Raw genomic sequence first — 20178 nt, forward strand, 5'->3', positions numbered from 1 at the left:
CACACCTACAATCACCACCGCGGACACACCGCGCTCGCAGGCAAACCACCCGCCAGCCGCGTCCCCAACCTCACCGGGCAATACAGCTAGGCCGTGTTCCTCGGACCAGGCCGGATCAGCCGCGCCGGATGGTGATGGTGGTCCAGGCGCCCAGGTGGACCCGGTCGCCGTCGGCGAGGGGGACCGGGACGTAGGGCTGGATCGGCTCCTCGCCCATGTTGACGGTGGTGCCGTTGGTCGAGTTCTGGTCCACCACGGCCCAGCTGAGGTCCGGCTGCTGCACGAGCACCGCGTGGCTGTGCGAGACGCCCGGGTCCTCCGGCGGCACCGAGAGGTCGATGTCCGGGGACTCGCCCGTCGAGGCGCGGCGCCGGCCGATGGTGATCTGGCCGCCGGAGAGCGGAAGGTGCAGCTCCGGGGAGTAGGCGGGCAGGTTGAGCCCGGCCGCCTCGGGGCCGCTGCGCCGCATCATCGCCATGAAGTACGAGCGGTCGGGGCCGATCGTCGCCGTCCAGGAGGCGGTGCCCTGCTGCTCGGGAACGGCGTGCGGCGGGTGGTCGGGCCGGGCTGCGGCCTCCGACGGGGCGTACTCGGGCAGGACGGGCGGCGGAGCCGGTGCCGCCACCGGCGGGGCGGGCGGCTCCGGGGCGGCGGGCGGCGGCAGCAGCCAGTCGTCCTCGGCCTGGAGCGGCTCGGCCGGGCGGTTGACCCGGGAGGGCCGGGAGCCCTGGTACTCGAAGTGGTCCTGGGAGTACACCGGCTGCGGGGGGAGCGGCGGCGGGGGCGGCGGGGTTCCGCCGCCGGCCGGGCCCGCGAGGGGCTGCGCACCCGGGCCGGCCGGGCCCGCGTCCGGGACGGGCGGCGGGGTGTACGGGGTCGCCGCCCGCGTCAGGAAGTTGTACCGGCACTCCTCGCAGAACGGGGCCATGGCCTCGCGCGGGGTCCGGCACTGCGGGCACAGCTCCGCCTGGGCGGTCGGCTCACCGGTGGTGGGAGGGAAGCCGTAGCCGTAGGAGGGCGCCGGAGGGGGGCTCGTCGGGGCGGCCATACGGTGGCCGCAGACCTCGCACCAGTCGTCGGAGGCGGACTGGTGCCCGTTCGGGCAGGTCGGCATCGCGGCGCTTCCCCCTTCTCCCTGCGGCATCGCGGCAGGCTTCTTCTCAGGTCTTCTTCACTCGGACGGTCTGTGTCGAACGCGTTTCAAGGGTCATCTCGTCGGCATCGGCGACCTTGGCTTTCAGGCGCACAGTACCCGCCGCCGCGTCCACCACATCCACCACCTTGGCCAGCAGCCTGGCGGTGTCGGCGTTCCCGGAGACGCTCGCCAACTGCACGGCACGCCCGAGTTTGGCCGTGGCGCCGTCGACATCGCCCATTTTGCGGGCTTCCAGGCCCTGTTGGATAGCCTGCGCGAGCTCCGCCTGTCCCGTGTAGTGCGCCACCTGCGGACTGATCGCGGTCGACGCGGCGAGGTCGTTCGTCCACACCGCCCGGACCAGCCCCTGGGCGAGCGGGGGCCGCGGCCCGCCGTCCGGGCCCGGCAGGACGAGCGAGGCGCGGGCGGCCAGCATCTCCTGGCCCACCGAGGCGCCCGGCACCCGTACGCACACGTGGTAGTCGCGGGACTCGTCGCCCCAGGAGCCCGTCGGGTAGTCCCCGGCGCGGGGGCCCGCCTCGGTACGGCGGCCCGTGAGGTCCTGGACGGACGGCGAGACCTGCTTGACGTACCGGATCTCCGCCCCGACCGGGGTCCACACGCGCAGCGCGACGTCCGCGACCTCCTTGCCCATGACCTTCTCCATCATGAGCGTGAAGTCCTCGGCGAGGTGGGCCGGGTCGGCGACGATGTCGGCGGAGCCGAGCAGGGCGCTCGCGATCCCCGTCACCTCCTTGACCTCCCAGTCGGTGCCCACCCCGCGCGCGTCGCAGGTGAAGCGGCCCGCGCAGGCGTCGAGGACGGCGCGCAGCGCGACCGGGTCCTCGTGCTCGTTGCGGCCGTCGGTGAGCAGGATGCCGTGCCGGATGGCGGCCCGGGACCGGCGCAGCAGGCCGTCGGCCAGCCTCAGCCAGGTGCCGATGGCGGTGCCGCCGCCGGCGCTCAGGCCGCGCAGGGCCTCCTTGGCCCCGGCGCGGGTGGCCGGGCCGGCGGTGGCGAGGAGGCCCTGGCCGGGGTAGACCTCGCGGGCCTCGTGGGTCCCGGCGATCACGGCGAAGGCCGTGCCGTCGCGCAGGGTGTCGATCGCGGCGGCGGTGGCCTCGCGGGCCCCGCGCATCTTGTCCGGCGGGTACTCCATCGAGCCGGAGCAGTCGACCATGATCACGACGGCCGCGTCCTGGCCGGGCGTCCGCGCGGAGGTGGCGGTGGCGCCGCCGGTGGAGGTGACCGTCACGATGGCGTGGACGTCCCGCCCGCCCTCGGGGAGGAACTCGTTCTGGTACACCTCCACGCTGAAGCGCGGGGCGCGCGGCTTGGCGAAGTTCGCCATCGGGGTGACTCCTCGGGGGCTGTCGGGGCGGACGGACCGGGCGCCCGTGGCGCGGCTCGGTGGGTGGCGCGGGCTCAGGCCGGCGGCCGCGGCCGCTCGGCCCCGGCCCCCGGCCCCGCTTCCCCAGCGGCTTCCGGTTCCGGTCTGCGTTCGGGTTCCGCTTCGTGCTCCGCCTCCTGTTCCGCCGCGGGGGGCGCGAACGGCACGACGGCGACGGTGACGTTGTCGTGCCCGCCCCCGTCGAGGGCGTGTCCGACCAGCACCTGTGCGCAGTGCAGGGGGCGTTCGGCGGCGTCCGGCGGAAGGATCCGGGCCATGTCGGCCGCGGACTCGGCGTAGTTCCACAGGCCGTCGGTGCAGACGACGACCACACCGGGGTGGTCGGGTCTGAAGCTGGCGGTGTGAGGGTCGAGCTCGTACGCGTCGGCGCCGAGCCAGCCGGTGATGGCGTGGGCCCGGACGTCGGCGTAGGCCTCGGCCTCGCCCATCAGGCCCGCCGCGACCATCTGGGCGGCCCAGGAGTCGTCCTCGGTCAGCCGGCGGGGGAGGGTGGTGCGGTCGTCGGGGATCCAGTAGGCGCGGCTGTCGCCCACCCAGCCGATGGTCAGCAGGCCGCCGCAGACGACGGCGCCGACCAGGGTGCAGGCCGGCGCGTTCTGCGCGCCGGGCGGCTGCGGGGCGAGGGCGCTCACGGCGGCGCCCGCCGTGAGGATCGCCTCGCGCATGGCCTCCGTCGGGTGCGCGCCCCGGGGCAGCGCGTCGAGCAGCGCCTCGCTGGCGGCGCCGGCGGCGGCCGCCGACGCGTCGTCGGGGCGGCTGGCGGAGGAGACGCCGTCGCAGACGATGGCGACGGTGGCGGCCGATCCGTCGGGCAGGGCCGTGGCCGCCACCGCGAAGGAGTCCTCGTTGCGGTGGTGGCGCAGGCCCCGGTCGCTGACGGCGGCGACGCTGCAGAGCTCCTCCTCCAGGTGGTCCCGCTCGCGAGGCTGGGCGTGGCCGCAGTGCTCGCAGTACCCGTCGGTGTCCACGTAGCCCGAGCGGCAGGCCACGCAGGTCCGGCCGCCGCCGCTCCCCTGCGGGGTGCCGGTGCGGGGGCCTTCGTGCGGGGTCTCCTGCGGGGCGCCGCCGTACGGGTCCTCGTACGGGTCCTCGTGCGGGTCTCCCTGCGCGGTGGCGCCGCCGGGGTCCGGTTGCGGGGTGTCGTGGGCGTCCGGATGGGCCTCCGGGCGGGGGGTGCCGCCGTACGGGGTCGCGCGCCGGTCGCCCTGGACGCCGTCGTACGGGCCCTCCTGCGGGGCGGCGCCGTACGGCGCCCCGGGTGCGGTGCCGCCGGCCGGGCCGCGGGCGCCGGCCGGGGCCCGGAACCCGGTTGCCGGGGCGCCCCAGGAGGCGTCGGCGGACGCGGAGGCCGGGGGGACGGCGGATCCCGGGGTCACGGGCGTGCCCTCCCAGCCGGGCGCGGGGACCCCGACGGCCGCGCCGGAGCCCGGTCCGCCCTGCTGTGCGGCGGCGCCGGAGTATCCGACCGCCGGTGCGCCGTGGCCGCCGTGGGCCGGGGTGCCGGGGCGGGCGCCGGCGTTCCCGGCGGCCGCCGCGCCGGGGCCCGGCACACCGTTCGCCGGAGCCGGAGCCGGAGCCGGAGCCGGAGCCGGAGCGGGGACGTGGGCCGCGTACGCGGACCCGGCCGGGCTGCCGAAGCCCGGGGTGGGATCGGGACCGCCCCCGGGACCGGGACCGAAGGGGCCCGTCGGTTTCCCGCCCACCGGGCCGCCGGAGCGGCCGGGCAGGCCGCCGGACGCGCGCCCGGCGGCATGGACGCCTGCCGTCCCGACGGCGGCCCCCGGTGCCCCGCCCGCCGCCCGGCCGGCCGCGAAGCCCTCGCCCGGCGCCCGGTCGGGCAGGGTCGGCGCATGGTCCGGGGGCGGGGGCGGGGCGGAGAGGGCGTAACCGCACACCCCGCAGAAACGGTCACCCTCCTCCAGGGGCTCCGCACAGCTGGGGCAGCCCGACGGCCGATGCATCGACATCACTCACACCCACGTCCGGGGACGGAAACGGTTGGCCCGCTCCACCAGTTCGATCCTCTCCTCGCCCCGCTGTGCCAGCCGGGCGAGGACGCGGTAGGAGCGCTCCAGGCCGAAGCGCAGCCCCCGCTCGTCCAGTTGACTGCCGAGCAACGAGCTCCGGCCGGGGTCGGCACCCCGGCTGCCCGACAGTACCCAGTCCAGGGCCGCGCCCAGAACCTCCGTCGCCAGCCGCTCCTGCCGCTCCGGGTCCAGCCCGAACCGCCGCAACGCCTCGACCTGGTCGGAAGCCGCTCCGAGGTCGGCCAGCAGCTCCTCCTGCGGGGACCGGTCGCGCAGGCGTGCCCGTACGGCCGCCACCCGTGCGGCCGTGTAGTGGATCGAGGACTCCGGCACGGACTCCAGCGTACGGACCGCCGCCGCCCGGTCCCCGCAGGCCAGTTGGACCCGGGCCAGCCCGAACGCCGCGCTCACGAAACCCGGATCGGTGATCCAGACGAGCCGGTAGTACTCGGCCGCGTTGTCCAGCTGGCCCAGGATCTCCGCGCACAGCGCGAGCGCCAGCTTCGGCGCGGGCTCCCCCGGGAAGGCGTCGTAGACGGCGTCGAAGGACAGGGCCGCTATCTCGTCGTCCCCGGTGGCCAGCGAGGCGATGCCGCGCGCCCACACCACCCGCCAGTCGTCGGGGTACTTGGCCTCCAGCTCGGCCAGGGCCCGTGCGGCCGGGACCAGTTCGCCCAGCTCCAGCCGGGCGCGCAGCTCCCGCAGCCGCAGTTCGGCGGAGTCGGCGGGGGCCGAGCCGAGGGCGCCGAGCAGGTCGGCGGGGGCGGAGGCCAGCAGGCCCGCCAGGAACCCGGCGTTCGGGTCGGCCGGGTCCACCAGCGGTACGGGCAGGGCCAGGGCGGTGTCGGCGGCGTCGAGCGGAGCCAGCCCGCCCGCCGCCACCGGTGCCGGTCCCGCAGCCGCCGTGAAGGGAGCGGAGACGGCCGCGGCCGCGGGTGCCGCCGGCGCCTGCCGGGGTCCGGGCACGCCGGCGCCCCCCACGTGCGTGGCGGTGGTCCCGAGCACGGAGACCCCGCCCCCGGCCACGGCCCCGCCGGTCGCCGGCACGCCGCCCCCGGCCCCGCCGGATACCGGCGCGCCGCCGCCCGACACGGGGCCTCCGGTCGCCGGCATGCCGCCTCCGGTCGTCGGCACGTCGCCGCCCGGCACGGCCCCGCCGGATACCGGCACGCCGCCGCCCGGCACGGGGCCCGGTCCGGCGAGCCCGAACGCCACGGGCGCCGCCCCGGCCATGCCCACCGCACCCGTCCCGGAAGCCCGGGAGCCGGGAGCCCCGGTCCCTGCCGGACCACCCGCTCCGGATGCCGGTGCGCCGGGCCCGAAGCCCGCCGCCTCCGGCGTCCCGGACCCGGCCGCTCCGGTCCCGGGGCCCGCGGGGCCCGGGACGCCGGAGGCGGGGCGCTCCGCCCCGGCCGCCCCGGCCGTACCGGCCGCGGAGCCGGGCGGTGCGGCCCCGGCGGCTGCGGGCCCCGGGTTCGCGGCCTCCGCGTCCGGGGCGTCCTCGTACAGCTGGGTGTCCGGGACGCGCAGCTCCGGGCCGAACAGGGTCGACAGCTGCGGCCGCGGCCGGCCCGTCTGGAGCGCGACCACCTCCCGCAGCACGCCCGTCAGCTGGTCCGCCATCTCCTGCGCGGACGCGAACCGCCGTCCCGGATCGGGGTCGGTGGCCCGCACCAGCAGCCGGTAGAAGGACTCGTACCGCTGGAACACCTCGATGTGCTCCGGATTCGGCAGGGAGTCCACGAACACGTTCGTATAGCCCTGGAAGTCGAACGTCAGCACCGCCAGCGTCCGCGCCACCGTGTACAGGTCCGAGGCCACCGACGGCCCCAGCTCCGCGACCTCCGGCGCCTGGTAGCCCACCGTGCCGTAGATGGCCGACTCCTCGTCGTCCATCCGCCGCACCGCGCCCATGTCGATCAGCTTCAGCTGGTCCTGCTGCTGGATCGCGTTGTCCACCTTGAAGTCGCAGTAGAGCAGGTTGCGGCTGTGCAGGTGGCCGAGGGCCTCCAGGGCCTCGATGCCGTACGCGCACGCCTGCTCCACCGGCAGCGGATCGCGCCGCCCGTCCGGCCGGCGCCGCTCGTTCGCGATCTCCTTCAGCGACTTGCCGCCGACGTACTCCATGACGATGTACCCGTCCAGCGAACCCGTCCGCTGGTCGAGGTGCTCCACGAAGTTGTAGATGCGCACGATGTTGGAGTGCTCGATCTCCGCGAGGAAGCGCCGCTCGGAGATCGCCGCCTCCATCGCGTCCTGGTCCCCGGTGTCCAGGAGGCCCTTGAGCACCACCCACCGGTGCGAGACCGCCCGGTCCACCGCCAGGTAGACCCAGCCCAGCCCGCCGTGCGCGAGGCAGCCCGCCACCTCGTACTGGCCGTGCACCACGTCCCCGGCACGCAGCTTGGGGACGAACGAGTACGGGTGCCCGCACTTGGTGCAGAACCCCTCGGTCCGCCCCGGCCGGTCCCCCCGTGCACGGCCGACCGGAGCCCCGCAGTCCGAGCGCGAGCAGAACCGCTTGCGCTCCGGGACCTCCGGGTTCTCCAGCACCGCCGACGAAGGATCCGGCCGCGGCACCTCCGGCACGCTGACCAGGCCCGCGCCCAGCCGGCTGCGCCCCGACGAGCCGGGCGCCGAGCCCGAACTGCGCACCGAGACCGACCTGCTGGACCCCGAGCCCGGCAGGGAGCGCGACAGCCGCCCGGACACCGAGCGGCGCGAGGACGACGACCGGGAGGACGCCGAGCGCGCCGACGCCGAGGACCGGCCCGAGCCGCGCGAGCCCGCCGACCCCCGGGAGTCCCCGTGCCGGGCGGCGCTCGTCATCCCCGTCGGCGGGGACAACAGCTCCTCCGCGCCCGCCGCGACCGCACCCGCCGGGGCCAGCCCGCAGGTGTCGCAGTACACCTCGCCGCCGCCCATGTCCTCGTACGCGCCCGGGCAGCCGGAGCGCAGGCAGGGCGTTCCGATCAGGCTCATGCCTCCTCCTCCCCGGGCCCGTCGGGCCGTCGGTCCTCCGGCGGGGCCAGTGCCTCGGCCGCCGCCTGCTGGTAGCGCAGCACCGCCCCCTCCGCCGCCCGCAGGTCGCACGGCGCGCTCCACAGCATCCGCCGGGCCGTGTCGTAGCGCTCGATCAGCAGCGGATCCTCCGCCAGGCCGTGCCGGGCCACCTTCGCCCGGTAGGCGTCGAGCCGCCCGCGCAGCTCGGCCCGCACCGCCAGGGGCGCCGTCACCGCGGTCAACGATTCGCGGGCCCGCCGCAGTTCCTCGTCGGCCCGGTCCTCCAGGGCGTCCAGCAGCGGCGACAGCCGGTGCCACTGGGACTGCCGCCGGTACTCGGCCGCCGCCGCCAGATGCTCCTGGAGGGCCGTCGGCGGGCCGCTGACCGCCGGGACCTCCGACGCCGCGATCTTCGCCAGCACCTCGCCCCGCGCCGTGCGCGCCTCCGCCAGGGTCCGGTCGGCCCGCGAGAGCACGTCCCGCAGCGCGATCAGCCGGGCCTCCGCGTCCTGCCGTACGGTCAGGACCGCCTCGACCTCACGGCGTACGTCGTCCAGGGCACGGGCCGCCCGGTCGTAGCGGGCGGTGTCGGGACGGCCGCCGCCCGGGGCGGAACTCCCCGCCGCCGGCACCCAGAAGGCCAGCGGGTCCGCGATCACCGCCTCCCGCAGCTGCGCCAGCTCGGCGGTGATCTCCTCCAGGTCGTCCCCCGAGGGGTGCTCGCCCGGCCGGACCCCCACCGAGTGCGCCAGCGAGCGCGTCCGGTGCAGTTCGGCGGCGAGCAGGTCGATCCGCGCGGGCAGCGCCGACCACACGGCGTCGGCGGCGACCACCACGTCCAGCGAGGCGGCGTACAGCTCGTTCATCCGGGCCACCAGCTCGGCGAGCGAGAAGCGCTCCGCCAGCGCGGCGCCCTCCGCCCCGGCCCCGGCGATCGTCACACCCGGCCCGCGCAGCCGCTCCGTCAGCTCGGCCAGGTCCTCGCGGCTCGGCCAGCGCCGCCGCTCACGGATCTCCCGCGCGGCCGCCAGCGCCCCGCTGTAGGCGTCGAAGTACGTCCACAGCCGGGTGACGGCCGCGTCGGCGGCGGCCCAGCGCTCCTTGGTGACCCCGCCGAGCGCCGCGCCCTCCAGCAGCCGGCGCCCGGCGTGGTCCTGGAGCGCGAGCAGCGAGGTCTCGACGGCCTCGTGCTCGGCGCCCAGCCGCGTCAGCGCGCGGTCGACGTCGTCCCGGTCCATCAGCCCCGTCTGGCTCACGTACGGCTCCGATCCTGCCCCGTGAGCGGGCGGTACCCCCACCACCGGCCTCAGCCCTCCCGGTACTTGGGCGCGGGCGGCACCGCGGCCTTCGGCAGCACGTCCTCGAAGTGCTTGCGGTAGGACGTCGCCCACGGACTCCGGTCACCGCCCGCGCGGTAGTTCTCCAGCACCTTGTTGACCCGGCGCACCAGGTCCGAGGCGTCCTTGTTCATCGCCACACCGTAGAACTCGCGGGTGAACGGCGCGCCGACCAGCTGCACCGACGGGTCCTGAGCCGCCTGGCCGGCGGCCAGCGCGTTGTCGGTGATGATCCCGTCGACCTCGCCCAGCTGGAGCCGCACCAGGCAGTCCAGCTGGTTCGGCACCGAGACCGGCACCGCACCGTACCCCTGGGACTTGAGGGCCGCCTCCGCGGTGGAGCCGGCGGCCGTGCAGATCCGCCGGCCCTTCAGCGAGGCGTCGTACCCGGTGATCGGGGAGCCCTTGGGCGCCAGGACCTGCTGGCCCGCCTCGAAGTAGGCCGTGGAGAAGGCCACGTCCTCCAGCCGCTTGCAGTTGATCGTCATCGTCCGTACGACGACGTCGACGCGGCCCTCCTGGAGCGCCGGGATGCGCTGGCTGGTCGGGATGGCCCGGTAGATGACCGCCTCCTCGTTGCCCAGGATGTCCTTGGCTATGGCCTTGACCAGGTCGATGTCGAAGCCGTCGAGGTGCCCGTCCGGATTGCGGTAGCCCCACTTGAAGCTGTTCTGGTCCACGCCCGCGACCAGCTTGCCCGCCTTGCGGATCCGCTCGATCGTCGGCCCGTCCAGCGCGGACGGACGCAGGCTGGCCTCCGGGTCCGGGCAGGTGTCGGCGGGCACGAAGGGGGCCGCCGCCATGGAGGCGGGCTCGTGCACCACGCCCGGGTGGTGCACGGTGCCCGGCGACGACTGCGCCAGCGGCAGCAGCACGGCGGCGGCCGTCATCGCGCAGGCGGCGGCCATCGCGCTCACCCCGCCCCAGCCGCGCAGCCGCCCCGCCGCACGCCGCAGCCGGCCGGCCCGCTCCACCCGTGTCCGCCGTATCCGCACCGCACTCACCTGTACTCCGAAAGCCTGCGACCGATGCCGAGGAGGGCCGCGCCCGCGCCGACCACCGCCAGCGCCGCCGAGCCCGTCACCAGCCCGCCCAGCGCGCCGAGCCCGCCCCGGGCGGCCAGGGTGAACTGCTTCTGCTCATGGGCCACGGCCTGCTCCAGGGAGGCGTCCACCGTGTCGAACGAGGCACCGCTGCTGTCCTTGCGCCCCTTGCCCCCGATCACCTGGGTCAGGGCGAGCTCGTAGTCGCCCCGCATGTCCGCCTCCCGGGCCGCCGCGTGCCGCTGCCTCCACTGCGCCGCACCCGCGAGCGCCTTCGACACCGGGTCCCGGCCGCTCGCGTCGTCGGCCAGTTCCAGCGCCCGCGCCAGCCCCGCGTCGAGCTGCTTCATGTTCTTCTCGTAGTCCACGTCGTACTTGTCGGACTTCTTGTCCGCGGCCAGTACGGCACCCCGCGCGATCAGCGTCAGGTTCTCGTTCGCCCGCGCCTGGAGGGAGGCGATCCGGGCGTCGTTCAGCACCTTCAGCGACTCCTGCCCGCCCGCCCGGGCCTCGCCCAGCCCCGACCGGGCCACCGCCTGCCCCACCGTCAGCCACAGCAGCACCACGGCCGCCGCCGCCGTCGCCGCCAGCAGACCGTGGTTGAAGACCCGGTTGGTGAGCAGGTGGTCCCGCCGCTGCGCCCACACCAGCGCGGCGAGCGCCAGCAGCCCGGCGCCCGTCGCGGCCAGCGGCCAGCCCCGGGCCTCGTCGTAGTCCGTGTACAGCCGCCCGGTCTCCGCCTCGTACAGCCGCTGGGCGGCCGGCAGCAGCACCGTGCTCATCTGCTCGTTGGCGTAGCGCAGGTACGCGCCGCCCAGCGGCAGGCCCTGCCGGTTGTTCGCACGGGCCTGCTCGATCAGGCCCGTGTACCGGGGCAGCTGCTCGCCCAGCAGGGCTATCTCCTTGCGGGACTCCCCGCCCGCCCCGGTGTTCGCCGCGGCGCTCACCAGCAGCCGGGAGGCGTTCGCCATGTCCTTCTCGTAGCGCTGGCGGACCTCGCGGGGCTCCTGCGCGCCCGCGAGGAACCCGCTGGAGGAGGCCGTGTCGGCATCGGCCAGGGAGCGGTAGATGCTCGCCGCGTCCGCGCTCAGCGGCTGGCTGCGGCCGACCACGTCCTGCGCGGCGGTGACCCGGTCGGAGACCTCCCAGACCGCCACCGCGCCGAACAGCAGTACCAGCGCCGCCATGACCGCGCCGATGATCCGCAGCCGGCCCGGCTCGGTCGTCGCCGCCGCCCGCAGCCGCTCCACGCCCTCGGCCCAGGCGGTACCCCGACCGGCCGGCCCGGCGGGTGCCCCGGAGGCATCGCCCCCGGGCGCGGACGGGCGTGTCGTGATGGCCACCCTGCCTCCCCCTCGGTCCCTCTGCTCCGCAGCAGTATGGCCGTAGTGGCGCCGGACCACAGCACCCGGTGCTCGATCTTGGGCGATCCCCTCCCCGGACCGCCCCGGTCACCCTCCCCCCGGCATCCCCACCGCCCCTTCCCCGTGAATACGCCCCGCCCGCCCCCGCGGTTCCGCCCGGACCCCTCCCCGGCGCGGGTTCAGCCGAATTGGGTACGGAGCCTGCCGTGCGCCCCCGCCGCCGCACCCAGGGCGTCCAGGCCGAGCAGCGCCGCGCCCAGCACCGGCGGGGCCGTGACCACCGAGACCCGGGCGCGCGGGGCCCGGCCGGACAGGAGCTCCCCGATCCGGCCGTTGAGCTGCGGATGCCGGGCCGCGAGCACGCTGCCGCCCAGCAGCACCGGCACCTCCTCCTCCAGCAGCCCGAGCCGCTCCAGCGCCACCGACACCAGCGCCACCACCTCCTCGGCCTGCCGCTCCACGATCGCCGAGGCCACCGCGTCGCCCGCCGCGGCCACCGCGAACAGCACCGGCACCAGCTCGTGCAGCCGCCCCCGGGGGATCCCGCCCAGGTGCAGCGCCTCGATCAGCCCGGCCATCGCCGCCAGCCCGAAGTGCCCCGGCAGGGCCCGCGCCAGCGCGGTGGGCCCGCCGCGCCCGTCCTCGGCCCGCGCCGCCCACCACACGGCCTCCTCCGCCAGGCCGCCCCCGCCGCCCCAGTCCCCGGAGAGGCGCCCGAGGGCGGGGAAGCGGGCGGTGCGCCCGTCGGGCAGCATCCCCACGCAGTTGATGCCCGCCCCGCACACCACGGCGACCCCGCGCGGCCGGTCCACCCCGGCCCGCAGGACCGCGAAGGTGTCGTTGCGCACCTCCGTGGCCGCGCCCCAGCCCCGCGCGGCGATCGCCCCGGCCAGCTGCCGCTCCTCCACCGGCAGGTCGGCGTTGGCCAGACAGGCCGAGACCCGTGCGGCGAAGGGCGGCGCGGCCAGGCCGGCGGCCGCGGCGGCCGCCGCCACGGCCTCGCCGAGGACGTCCACGGCCGCCTCCACCCCCACCCGGGGCGGCTGGAAGCCCCCCGAGCGGCCGGTGCCGAGGACCGTGCCGTCGGCGCCGACCAGGACCGCGTCCGTCTTGCTGTTCCCCGCGTCCAGCGCGAGGACCGCGGCGGGGGAGGGGCGGTTCACGCCCATGGCAGGTGCTCCCCGTTGTGCGCGAGCAGCCGGTCCGTCAGCGCCTCGGCCAGGTCGAACTGCCCGACCAGCGGATGCGCGAGGAGCGCCCGGGCGACCCGCTCGCGCCCGCCGCGCAGCGCGGCGTCCAGCGCGAGGTCCTCGTACGCCGTCACGTGCGCGAGGAGTCCCGCGTACAGCGGGTCGGGGCGGGGTACGGCCAGCGGTACCGGGCCGGAGCCGTCGACGGCCGCCTGGACCTCGACGACCGCGTCGTCCGGGAGGAAGGGCAGGGTGCCGCCGTTGCGGGCGTTGACGACCTGCACGGACGGGCCGCCGCCGCCCAGCAGGGCCGCCGCGAGGTCCACGGCCGCCTCCGAGTAGAAGGCCCCGCCCCGCTTGGCCAGCAGCGCGGGCTTCTCGTCGAGCGCGGGGTCCGCGTACAGGGCGAGGAGTTCGCGCTCCATCGCGGCGACCTCGGCCGCCCGCGAGGGCTTCGCGCCGAGCTCGCGCACCACCTCGTCGTGGGCGTAGAAGTAGCGCAGGTAGTACGAGGGGACCACGCCGAGCCGGTCCAGCACCGCGCGCGGCAGCCGCAGGTCGGCGGCGATGGCCCCCCCGTGCTCCGCCAGCAGCCGCGGCAGCACGTCCGTGCCCCCGGGCCCGCCGAGGCGTACGCCGAACTCCCAGGTCAGGTGGTTGAGCCCGACGTGGTCGAGGTGGACCTCGGCGGGCGCGGCGCCCAGCAGCGCGGCGAACTTCCGCTGGAGGCCGATGGCGACGTTGCACAGCCCGACCGCCCGGTGCCCGGCCTGGAGCAGGGCCCGGGTGACGATCCCGACGGGGTTGGTGAAGTCGATGATCCAGGCCCGGGGGGCGGCCCGCCGCACCCGTTCTGCGATGTCCAGCACCACGGGGACGGTGCGCAGGGCCTTCGCCAGCCCGCCCGCGCCGGTGGTCTCCTGGCCGACGCAGCCGCACTCCAGCGGCCAGGTCTCGTCCTGGAGCCGGGCCGCCTGCCCGCCGACCCGCAGCTGGAGCAGCACCGCGTCCGCGTCGGCGACGCCCGCGTCCAGGTCGGAGGTGGTGGTGATCCGGCCGGGGTGCCCCTGCCGGGCGAGGATCCGCCGGGCCAGCCCGCCGACGAGCTCCAGCCGCTCGGCGGCGGGGTCGATCAGGACGAGTTCGGTGACGGGCAGGGTGTCGCGCAGCCGCGCGAACCCGTCGACCAGTTCGGGGGTGTAGGTGGAACCGCCGCCCACCACTGCGAGTTTCATCGGGCTCAGCCTTTCACTCCGGTCAGGGTGACGCCCTCGACGAACGCCTTCTGGGCGAGGAAGAAGAGGAGGATCACCGGTGCCATGACGAGCACCGTCGCCGCCATGGTGAGGTTCCAGTCGGTGTGGTGCGCGCCCTTGAACGACTCCAGCCCGTAGCTGAGGGTCCAGGCGGCGGGGTTGTCGGAGGCGTAGATCTGGGGGCCGAAGTAGTCGTTCCAGGCGGCGAAGAACTGGAACAGGGCGACGGCCGCGATCCCGGGCTTCGCCATGGGCAGGACCACCCGCTGCAGGGTGCGCAGCTCGCCGCAGCCGTCGACGCGGGCCGCGTCGAGGTACTCGTCGGGGATGGTCAGCAGGAACTGGCGCAGCAGGAAGACGGAGAAGGCGTCGCCGAAGGCCATCGGGACGATCAGCGGCCACAGGGTGCCCGACAGGTCGAGCTGTCTCGCCCAGAAGAGGTACATGGGGATGACGACCACCTGCGGCGGCAGCATCATCGCGGCGATCACGAGCAGCAGGACGAGCCGCCGGCCCCGGAAGCGGAACTTGGCGAGGGCGTAGGCGACGGGTACCGAGGAGACCACGGTGAGCAGGGTGCCCAGGCCCGCGTAGAGCAGGGTGTTGCGCCACCAGGTGAGGAATCCGGGGGTGTGCCAGACCTTCGCGTAGTTGCCCCATTCCCAGGTGCGCGGCCACAGGTCCCGGGTGAGGGCCTGCTGGTCGCCCATCAGGGAGGTGAGCAGGAGGAAGGCGAACGGGAGGACGAAGAACAGGGCGGCGGCCACGGCCAGCGCGTGGACGGCGATCCAGTGCAGTACGGCCCGGCGTCCGCTGCGTACGGTCATCCGCCGGCTCCCGTCAGTCCGCCGCGGCGGCGCATCAGCAGCGCGGTGAAGGCCATGGACAGGGCGAACAGGACCAGCGCGAGCACGCTGGCGGCCCCGTAGTCGAACCGCTGGAAGCCGAGGTTGTAGACCAGCTGGGGCAGGGTCAGCGTGGACCCGTCGGGGTACCCCGGCTCGAACTGCTGCCCGGAGCCGCCGATGACGCCGGCGGCGGCCTTCCCGGCGACGAACGGCTGGGTGTAGTACTGCATGGCCTGGATGACCCCGGTGACCACGGCGAACAGGATGATCGGGGAGATGTTCGGCAGGGTGATGTGGCGCAGGCGCGCCCAGGCGCCGGCCCCGTCCAGCGCGGCGGCCTCGTACTGCTCCTTCGGTACGTCGAGCAGCGCGGCCATGAAGATCACCATCAGGTCGCCGACCCCCCACAGCGCGAGCGCGGTCAGCGCGGGTTTGGACCATCCGGGGTCGGTGAACCAGCCGGGCCCGGGCAGTCCCACGCCGTCGAGGAGGGTGTTGACGGGGCCGGTGCCGGGGTTGAGGAGGAAGACGAAGGCGAGGGTCGCGGCCACGGGCGGGGCCAGGTAGGGCAGGTAGAACAGGGTGCGGAAGATCCCGGCCCCGGTCTTGACCTTCGTGACGAGCAGGCCGACGCCGAGGCCGAAGACGACCCGGCAGGTCACCATGACGGCCACCAGCCACAGCGTGTTGCGCAGGGCCGGCCAGAACAGCGGGTAGTCGGTGAAGACGTAGCTCCAGTTGGCCGTGCCGCTGAAGGCGGGCGGCCGGAAGCCGTCGTAGCGGGTGAAGGAGAAGTAGGCGGTGGACAGCAGCGGGTAGGCGAAGAAGACGGCGGAGCCGATCAGCCAGGGCGAGAGGAACGCGAGCGTCCGCAGGGCGGACCGGCGGCGCCTGGCCGCGAGGGCGGTCGGGGCCATGGGCTACTCGGCCTTGGCGATGTCGGTGTCGATCTGCCGGGCGGTGGCGGCGAGGCCGGCCCGGAGGTCGGGCACGTCGCCCTTCTCGGTGCGGTACGCGAAGTTCTGGAAGGTCAGCTGGTAGGTGCCGCCGTCGGCGCGGGCCGGGGTGGTGCTGGACTTCGGGTGGCGGGCGATGTCGAGGAAGGTCCTGAAGCCGGGGGTCACCTCCAGCTGCGGGGAGGCGAGGGCGGCCAGCGTCGAGGGCACGTTGTGGATGGCGTTGGCGAAGGAGACCACCGCTTCGGTGTCGGTGGTCATGTACCGCACCAGTTCCCAGGCGGCGTTCTGCCTGCGGCTCGCCGCGGATATCCCCATGACGGTGCCGGAGAGGTAGCCCTTGCCGTAGTCGGCGGCCTGGTCGTCCGGTACGGGCAGGGGCGCGGTGCCGACCTCGAAGCCGACCCCGGCCTCCTCGGCCATCGAGGGCCGCCACTCCCCGTCGATCTGCATGGCGACCAGCCCCTTGTGGAAGGGGTGTTCGGCGCTCCACTCGTCGCCGAAGCCGGCCCGGAACCGCTCCAGCCTCTCGTACCCGCCCAGCTGGTCGACCAGCTCCTTCTGCGCGGTGAGCATCTTCGCGAAGGCGGGGTCCCCGGCCAGGTCGGAGCGGCCGTCGGGGGTGAAGTAGGAGGGGCTCCACTGGGCGGCCAGGCGCATGGGAGTGGTCTCGTAGCCGTGGAAGACGGGCATCACGCCGAGCTGTTCGTACGAGTCCCCGGCGGGTTTGGTCAGCTTCCGGGCGTCCTCGGTGAACTGGCTCCAGGTCCGCGGCGGTTCGGTGATGCCGGCGGCGGCGAAGGCGGTCTTGTTGTAGACGAGCCCGTAGGCGTCGCTCAGCAGGGGGAGCGTGCACTGGTTCCCCTTGAACTGCGTGTACTCCAGCAGGGGCGCGGGGAAGACCTTCGTCTTGTCGACCCCGGACGTGCGCAGGAAGGGGTTCAGGTCGGCGAAGGCGCCCGAGTTGCAGAACTTCCCGACGCTGTCGGTGCTGAAGGAGGAGACCACGTCGGGGGCCTTGTCGCCGCCCGCCCGCAGCGCCTGGTTGATCTTGTCGTCGGTCATGTTGCCGGTGACCTTGACCTTGATGTTCGGGTGGGCCTTCTCGAAGCGGGCGATGTTCTCCTCGATCGCCCTGACCTCACCGGGCGCGGACCAGCCGTGCCAGAAGGTGAGGGTGGTGTCCGCCTTCGGGTCGTCGGAGGCCGTGGCGGCGCCCTGGCCGGTGCAGGCCGTGGCGAGGAGGACCAGGGCGGACACGGCGGCCAGTGCGGTGGCCGCGGGGGTCGTTCGTCCGGCTGTGGGCATGGCGGGGCTCGCTCTCTGGGGGAGGAACTTCCGAGGGGGGAATGCCGGTCGGGGACGGGGACGGGGACGGGGGCGGGACGGGGGCGGTGCTAGCGGGAGGTGTCGAACACTTCCTCGCGGGTGGCGGCCAGGGCGCTCTCCAGGGCGCCGCGCAGGACGGGCCGTTCGAGGACCTCGCCGGAGACCAGCCGGGGCCGGGAGGGCGCCAGCTCGGCGAGTTCGGCCTCCAGCAGTGCGCGCAGCGGGTCGCCGCCCGCGGCGATCGCCTCGCCGGCCAGGACCACGATCTCCGGGTCGAGCACGGAGACCAGCGAGGCCAGGCCGGTCGCGAGCGCGGTGGCGTACGACCGGAGGAAGTCCAGGTGCGCCCCCTCGGGCTCGGCGGCGGCCCGCCGCAGCAGCGCGACGGCGGCGGGCACCTCGGCGCCGCGCGGGAGGCCCGCGGTGTCGACCCCGGCCCGCGCGGCGAGCGCGGGCAGCGCCTGGACGCCGGCCAGCTCCTGGTAGCCGCCGGTGTTGGCCCGGGTGACCTGCCGGACCAGGGGGTGTCCGGGGACGGGCAGGAAGCCGACCTCGCCGGCGCCGCCGGTCCATCCCCGGTGCAGCCGGCCGCCGAGCACCAGGGCGGCGCCGAGGCCCTCCTCGTTCCACAGCAGGACGAAGTCCCCGTGGCCGCGGGCCGCGCCGAGGCGCTGCTCGGCGACGGCGGCGAGGTTGACGTCGTTCTCGTACTCGACGGGGACGGGCAGGGCGGCCGCCAGCTCGTCGAGGAGGGTGGGGGAGTGCCAGCCGGGGAGGTGGCTGGCGTAGCGCAGCCGGCCCGAGCGGGGGTCGAAGGCGCCGGGGGTGGCGATGACCACGCGGTGCAGGGCGTCCCGCTGGAGTCCGGCGTCCGCGAGGGCTCCGGCGAGGGCGCCGGTGACCTGGCCGACGGCGTCGGCGCCCTCCGCGTAGGGCAGTTCGAAACGGCCGACGACGGTGCCGGTGAGGTCGGCGACGGCGGCGAGCACCCGGTCGGGGGTCACGTCGAGGCCGCCGACGTGGGCGGCGCGGGCGTCGAGCGCGTACAGCTGGGCGTTCGGGCCGGGCCGGCCGCCGTCCGTTCCGGTGGCCACGACCAGCCCGGCGGCCTCCAGCCGGGCCAGCAGCTGGGAGGCGGTGGGCTTGGAGAGGCCGGTGAGCTGTCCGATGCGGGTCCGCGACAGGGGGCCGTGCGTCAGCAGCAGCTCCAGGGCGGCGCGGTCGTTCATGGCGCGCAGCAGGCTGGGCGTTCCGGGCGTGGCGGCGGGCATGACGAGGCTCTCCCTCACCGAAGCGAACTGTTAGGTAAGTTTCCTATCGCTTGCTGAGCGGTGTCAATGAAACCGCCCCGCCGGAAGCCCGGCGGGGCGGTGGTGGCGCGGTGGGGGTGCGGGCTACTTGGGGAGCCGGGGCGTGGCCGGCGCCGGGATCGGGGTCGTGGCCAGGGACTGCGGCGAGGCCGGGTTGGCCAGCGCCGACGGCGGGGCGACCGAGGCCGACGGGTCGGCCGGGGCCTCCTCCTCGTCGGCCGCCTGCAGACCGCCGATGATCCGGATGCCGGCGGCGTCGAAGGCCTCCTTGATCCGCCAGCGCAGCTCGCGCTCCACGGCGAACTGCTGGCCCGGCATCGTCTTCGCCGACACCTTCACGGTCATGGAGGCCAGCAGCACCTCGTCCAGGCCCAGCACCTCCACCGGGCCCCACAGGCGCTCGTCCCACGGGGAGTCCTTGGCGAAGGTGTCCGCCACCTCCTGGAGGGTCGCGCGGAGCCGGGGGAGGTTCTCGGTCGGCTTGACCTGCACGGCCACGCCGGCGGTCGCCCAGCCCTGGCTGAGGTTGCCGATCCGCTTGATCTCGCCGTTGCGGACGTACCAGATCTCGCCGTTGTCGCCGCGCAGCTTGGTCACGCGCAGGCCGACCTCGATCACCTCGCCGGAGGCCACACCCGCGTCGATCTTGTCACCGACGCCGTACTGGTCCTCCATGATCATGAACACGCCGGACAGGAAGTCCGTCACCAGGTTGCGGGCACCGAAACCGATCGCCACACCGGCCACACCGGCACTCGCCAGGAGGGGGGCCAGATCGATCTTCAGGGCGGCCAGCACCATCAGCGCCGCCGTGCCCAGGATCAGGAACGAGGCCACCGAGCGCAGCACCGAGCCGATCGCCTCGGAACGCTGGCGCCGCCGCTCGGCATTGACCAGCAGCCCGCCGAGCGCGGTGCCCTCGACGGCCTCCGCGCTCGTGTTCATCCGGCTTATCAGTTTGGTCAGGGCCTTGCGGACGGCCGAGCGGAGCGCGGCCGCGATCACGATGATCAGCAGGATCCGCAGGCCGATGCTCAGCCAGGTGGCCCAGTTCTCCTCGATGAAGCTCGCGGCGTTGGTCACGCTCTCGGCGGCGTCGTCGGTGGTCGCTGCCAACGGGAGCAGGGTGGCGGGCGAGGGCACGGGGGAACCTCCAGGCATGGCGTCCTGCCCGCGGAAACGGAACGGGGTGTACGGGCAGGCCTTCCACACTAACCGGGCACGGGCCCGACCTCGTTGCCGTGTTCGAGGGAGAGACCGTCCTCACCTGGGGATGAAGGGAGTGTGGTTGAAAACACCTCGGGCCCGTTACCGGCGCGTGGTGGCGTTTCGACCAGCCGTAAGGGGAGACTGGAGAACAGATCGTCCCGGCGCGAGCCACGCGCCGCCGGCGTACAAGGAGGCAGTCCGTGCCGCACGTCCTGGTCCTCAACGCGTCGTACGAGCCCCTCGGCGTCGTACCGCTCCGCCGCGCGCTCGTCCTCGTCCTGGAGAACAAGGCCATCTCCCTCGAGGAATCGGGCGCCTTCCTGCACAGCGCGACCCAAGCCGTCCCCGCTCCCAGCGTGGTCCGGCTCAAGCGCTTCGTGCGGGTCCCCTACAGGGGGCCCGTTCCACTCACCCGCCGCGCGCTGTTCGCCCGCGACGGCGGCCGCTGCATGTACTGCGGGGCCGTCGCGACGAGCGTGGACCACGTCATCCCGCGCAGCCGCGGGGGGCAGCACGTCTGGGACAACGTGGTCGCCGCGTGCCGCCGCTGCAACCACGTCAAAGCGGACCGCCACCTGCTGGAACTCGGCTGGCGGCTGCGGCACCAGCCGGCCCCGCCGTCGGGGCTGGCCTGGCGGATCATCGGGACCGGGCACAGGGATCCGCGCTGGATGCCCTACCTCCAGCCGTACGGGGCGGACGACGCGCTGGAGCGCATCGGAGTGGGGGCGACGGCCGCCGCCTCCTGACGGACCGCCGC

15 protein-coding genes are annotated in these 20178 nt (G+C 75.2%); 1 reads left to right on the forward strand and 14 read right to left on the reverse strand.

From position 1 onward, the window contains the following. Window positions 1–115 precede the first annotated feature (115 nt). The 14 genes from AB0469_RS34825 to AB0469_RS34890 all read right to left on the reverse strand — a co-directional run bounded on the left by AB0469_RS34825 (window position 116) and on the right by AB0469_RS34890 (window position 19370). Entirely contained in the window at window positions 116–1114 is a 999-nt protein-coding gene (locus AB0469_RS34825; RefSeq protein ID WP_366455517.1) for an FHA domain-containing protein, read from the reverse strand. A gap of 46 nt (window positions 1115–1160) precedes the next feature. Further along, on the reverse strand, window positions 1161–2486 hold the full coding sequence (locus tag AB0469_RS34830) for a VWA domain-containing protein (protein ID WP_366455518.1): 1326 nt from the start codon (window positions 2484–2486) through the stop codon (window positions 1161–1163). 74 nt (window positions 2487–2560) lie between these two features. After that, the gene (locus AB0469_RS34835) at window positions 2561–4513 is read right to left on the reverse strand and encodes a protein phosphatase 2C domain-containing protein (protein WP_366455520.1); all 1953 of its coding nucleotides are present in this window, start codon (window positions 4511–4513) and stop codon (window positions 2561–2563) included. A 3-nt stretch (window positions 4514–4516) separates the two neighbouring features. Then, on the reverse strand, window positions 4517–7555 hold the full coding sequence (locus tag AB0469_RS34840; RefSeq protein WP_366455521.1) for a tetratricopeptide repeat protein: 3039 nt from the start codon (window positions 7553–7555) through the stop codon (window positions 4517–4519). Then, a complete protein-coding gene (locus tag AB0469_RS34845) occupies window positions 7552–8814 on the reverse strand; it encodes a hypothetical protein (protein ID WP_366455565.1) in 1263 nt (420 codons plus the stop codon). Before AB0469_RS34845 ends, AB0469_RS34840 begins: the two co-directional genes overlap by 4 nt. Before the next feature lie 68 nt (window positions 8815–8882). Next, window positions 8883–9908 (reverse strand): glutamate ABC transporter substrate-binding protein, encoded by a 1026-nt coding sequence (locus AB0469_RS34850; protein ID WP_366455522.1) that lies wholly within the window; start codon window positions 9906–9908, stop codon window positions 8883–8885. Window positions 9909–9913: 5 nt separating this feature from the next. Then, window positions 9914–11299 (reverse strand): hypothetical protein, encoded by a 1386-nt coding sequence (locus AB0469_RS34855; RefSeq protein ID WP_366455523.1) that lies wholly within the window; start codon window positions 11297–11299, stop codon window positions 9914–9916. A gap of 200 nt (window positions 11300–11499) precedes the next feature. Further along, the gene (locus AB0469_RS34860) at window positions 11500–12489 is read right to left on the reverse strand and encodes a BadF/BadG/BcrA/BcrD ATPase family protein (RefSeq protein WP_366455524.1); all 990 of its coding nucleotides are present in this window, start codon (window positions 12487–12489) and stop codon (window positions 11500–11502) included. Further along, window positions 12480–13745 carry a 6-phospho-beta-glucosidase gene (locus AB0469_RS34865; RefSeq protein ID WP_366455525.1) on the reverse strand — a complete coding sequence of 422 codons (1266 nt, stop codon included), beginning with the start codon at window positions 13743–13745 and terminating at the stop codon, window positions 12480–12482. Before AB0469_RS34865 ends, AB0469_RS34860 begins: the two co-directional genes overlap by 10 nt. A gap of 5 nt (window positions 13746–13750) precedes the next feature. Beyond that, a complete protein-coding gene (locus AB0469_RS34870; RefSeq protein WP_366455526.1) occupies window positions 13751–14593 on the reverse strand; it encodes a carbohydrate ABC transporter permease in 843 nt (280 codons plus the stop codon). Next, window positions 14590–15531: a sugar ABC transporter permease gene (locus AB0469_RS34875; RefSeq protein WP_366455527.1), complete on the reverse strand. Its 942-nt coding sequence runs from the start codon at window positions 15529–15531 to the stop codon at window positions 14590–14592. Before AB0469_RS34875 ends, AB0469_RS34870 begins: the two co-directional genes overlap by 4 nt. Before the next feature lie 3 nt (window positions 15532–15534). Next, a complete protein-coding gene (locus AB0469_RS34880) occupies window positions 15535–16878 on the reverse strand; it encodes an ABC transporter substrate-binding protein (protein ID WP_366455529.1) in 1344 nt (447 codons plus the stop codon). Between the two features lie 89 nt (window positions 16879–16967). Then, window positions 16968–18170, reverse strand: coding sequence for an ROK family transcriptional regulator (locus AB0469_RS34885; RefSeq protein WP_366455530.1), 1203 nt, complete (start codon window positions 18168–18170; stop codon window positions 16968–16970). Between the two features lie 123 nt (window positions 18171–18293). Beyond that, entirely contained in the window at window positions 18294–19370 is a 1077-nt protein-coding gene (locus AB0469_RS34890; protein ID WP_366455531.1) for a mechanosensitive ion channel family protein, read from the reverse strand. Window positions 19371–19618: 248 nt separating this feature from the next. Between AB0469_RS34890 and AB0469_RS34895 the strand changes: the two genes are divergently transcribed. Beyond that, on the forward strand, window positions 19619–20167 hold the full coding sequence (locus tag AB0469_RS34895) for an HNH endonuclease (RefSeq protein ID WP_042810104.1): 549 nt from the start codon (window positions 19619–19621) through the stop codon (window positions 20165–20167). The last annotated feature ends 11 nt before the right edge of the window (window positions 20168–20178 follow it).

The sequence above is a fragment of the Streptomyces sp. NPDC093801 genome (assembly GCF_040701585.1).
Taxonomy (GTDB): Bacteria; Actinomycetota; Actinomycetes; order Streptomycetales; family Streptomycetaceae; genus Streptomyces.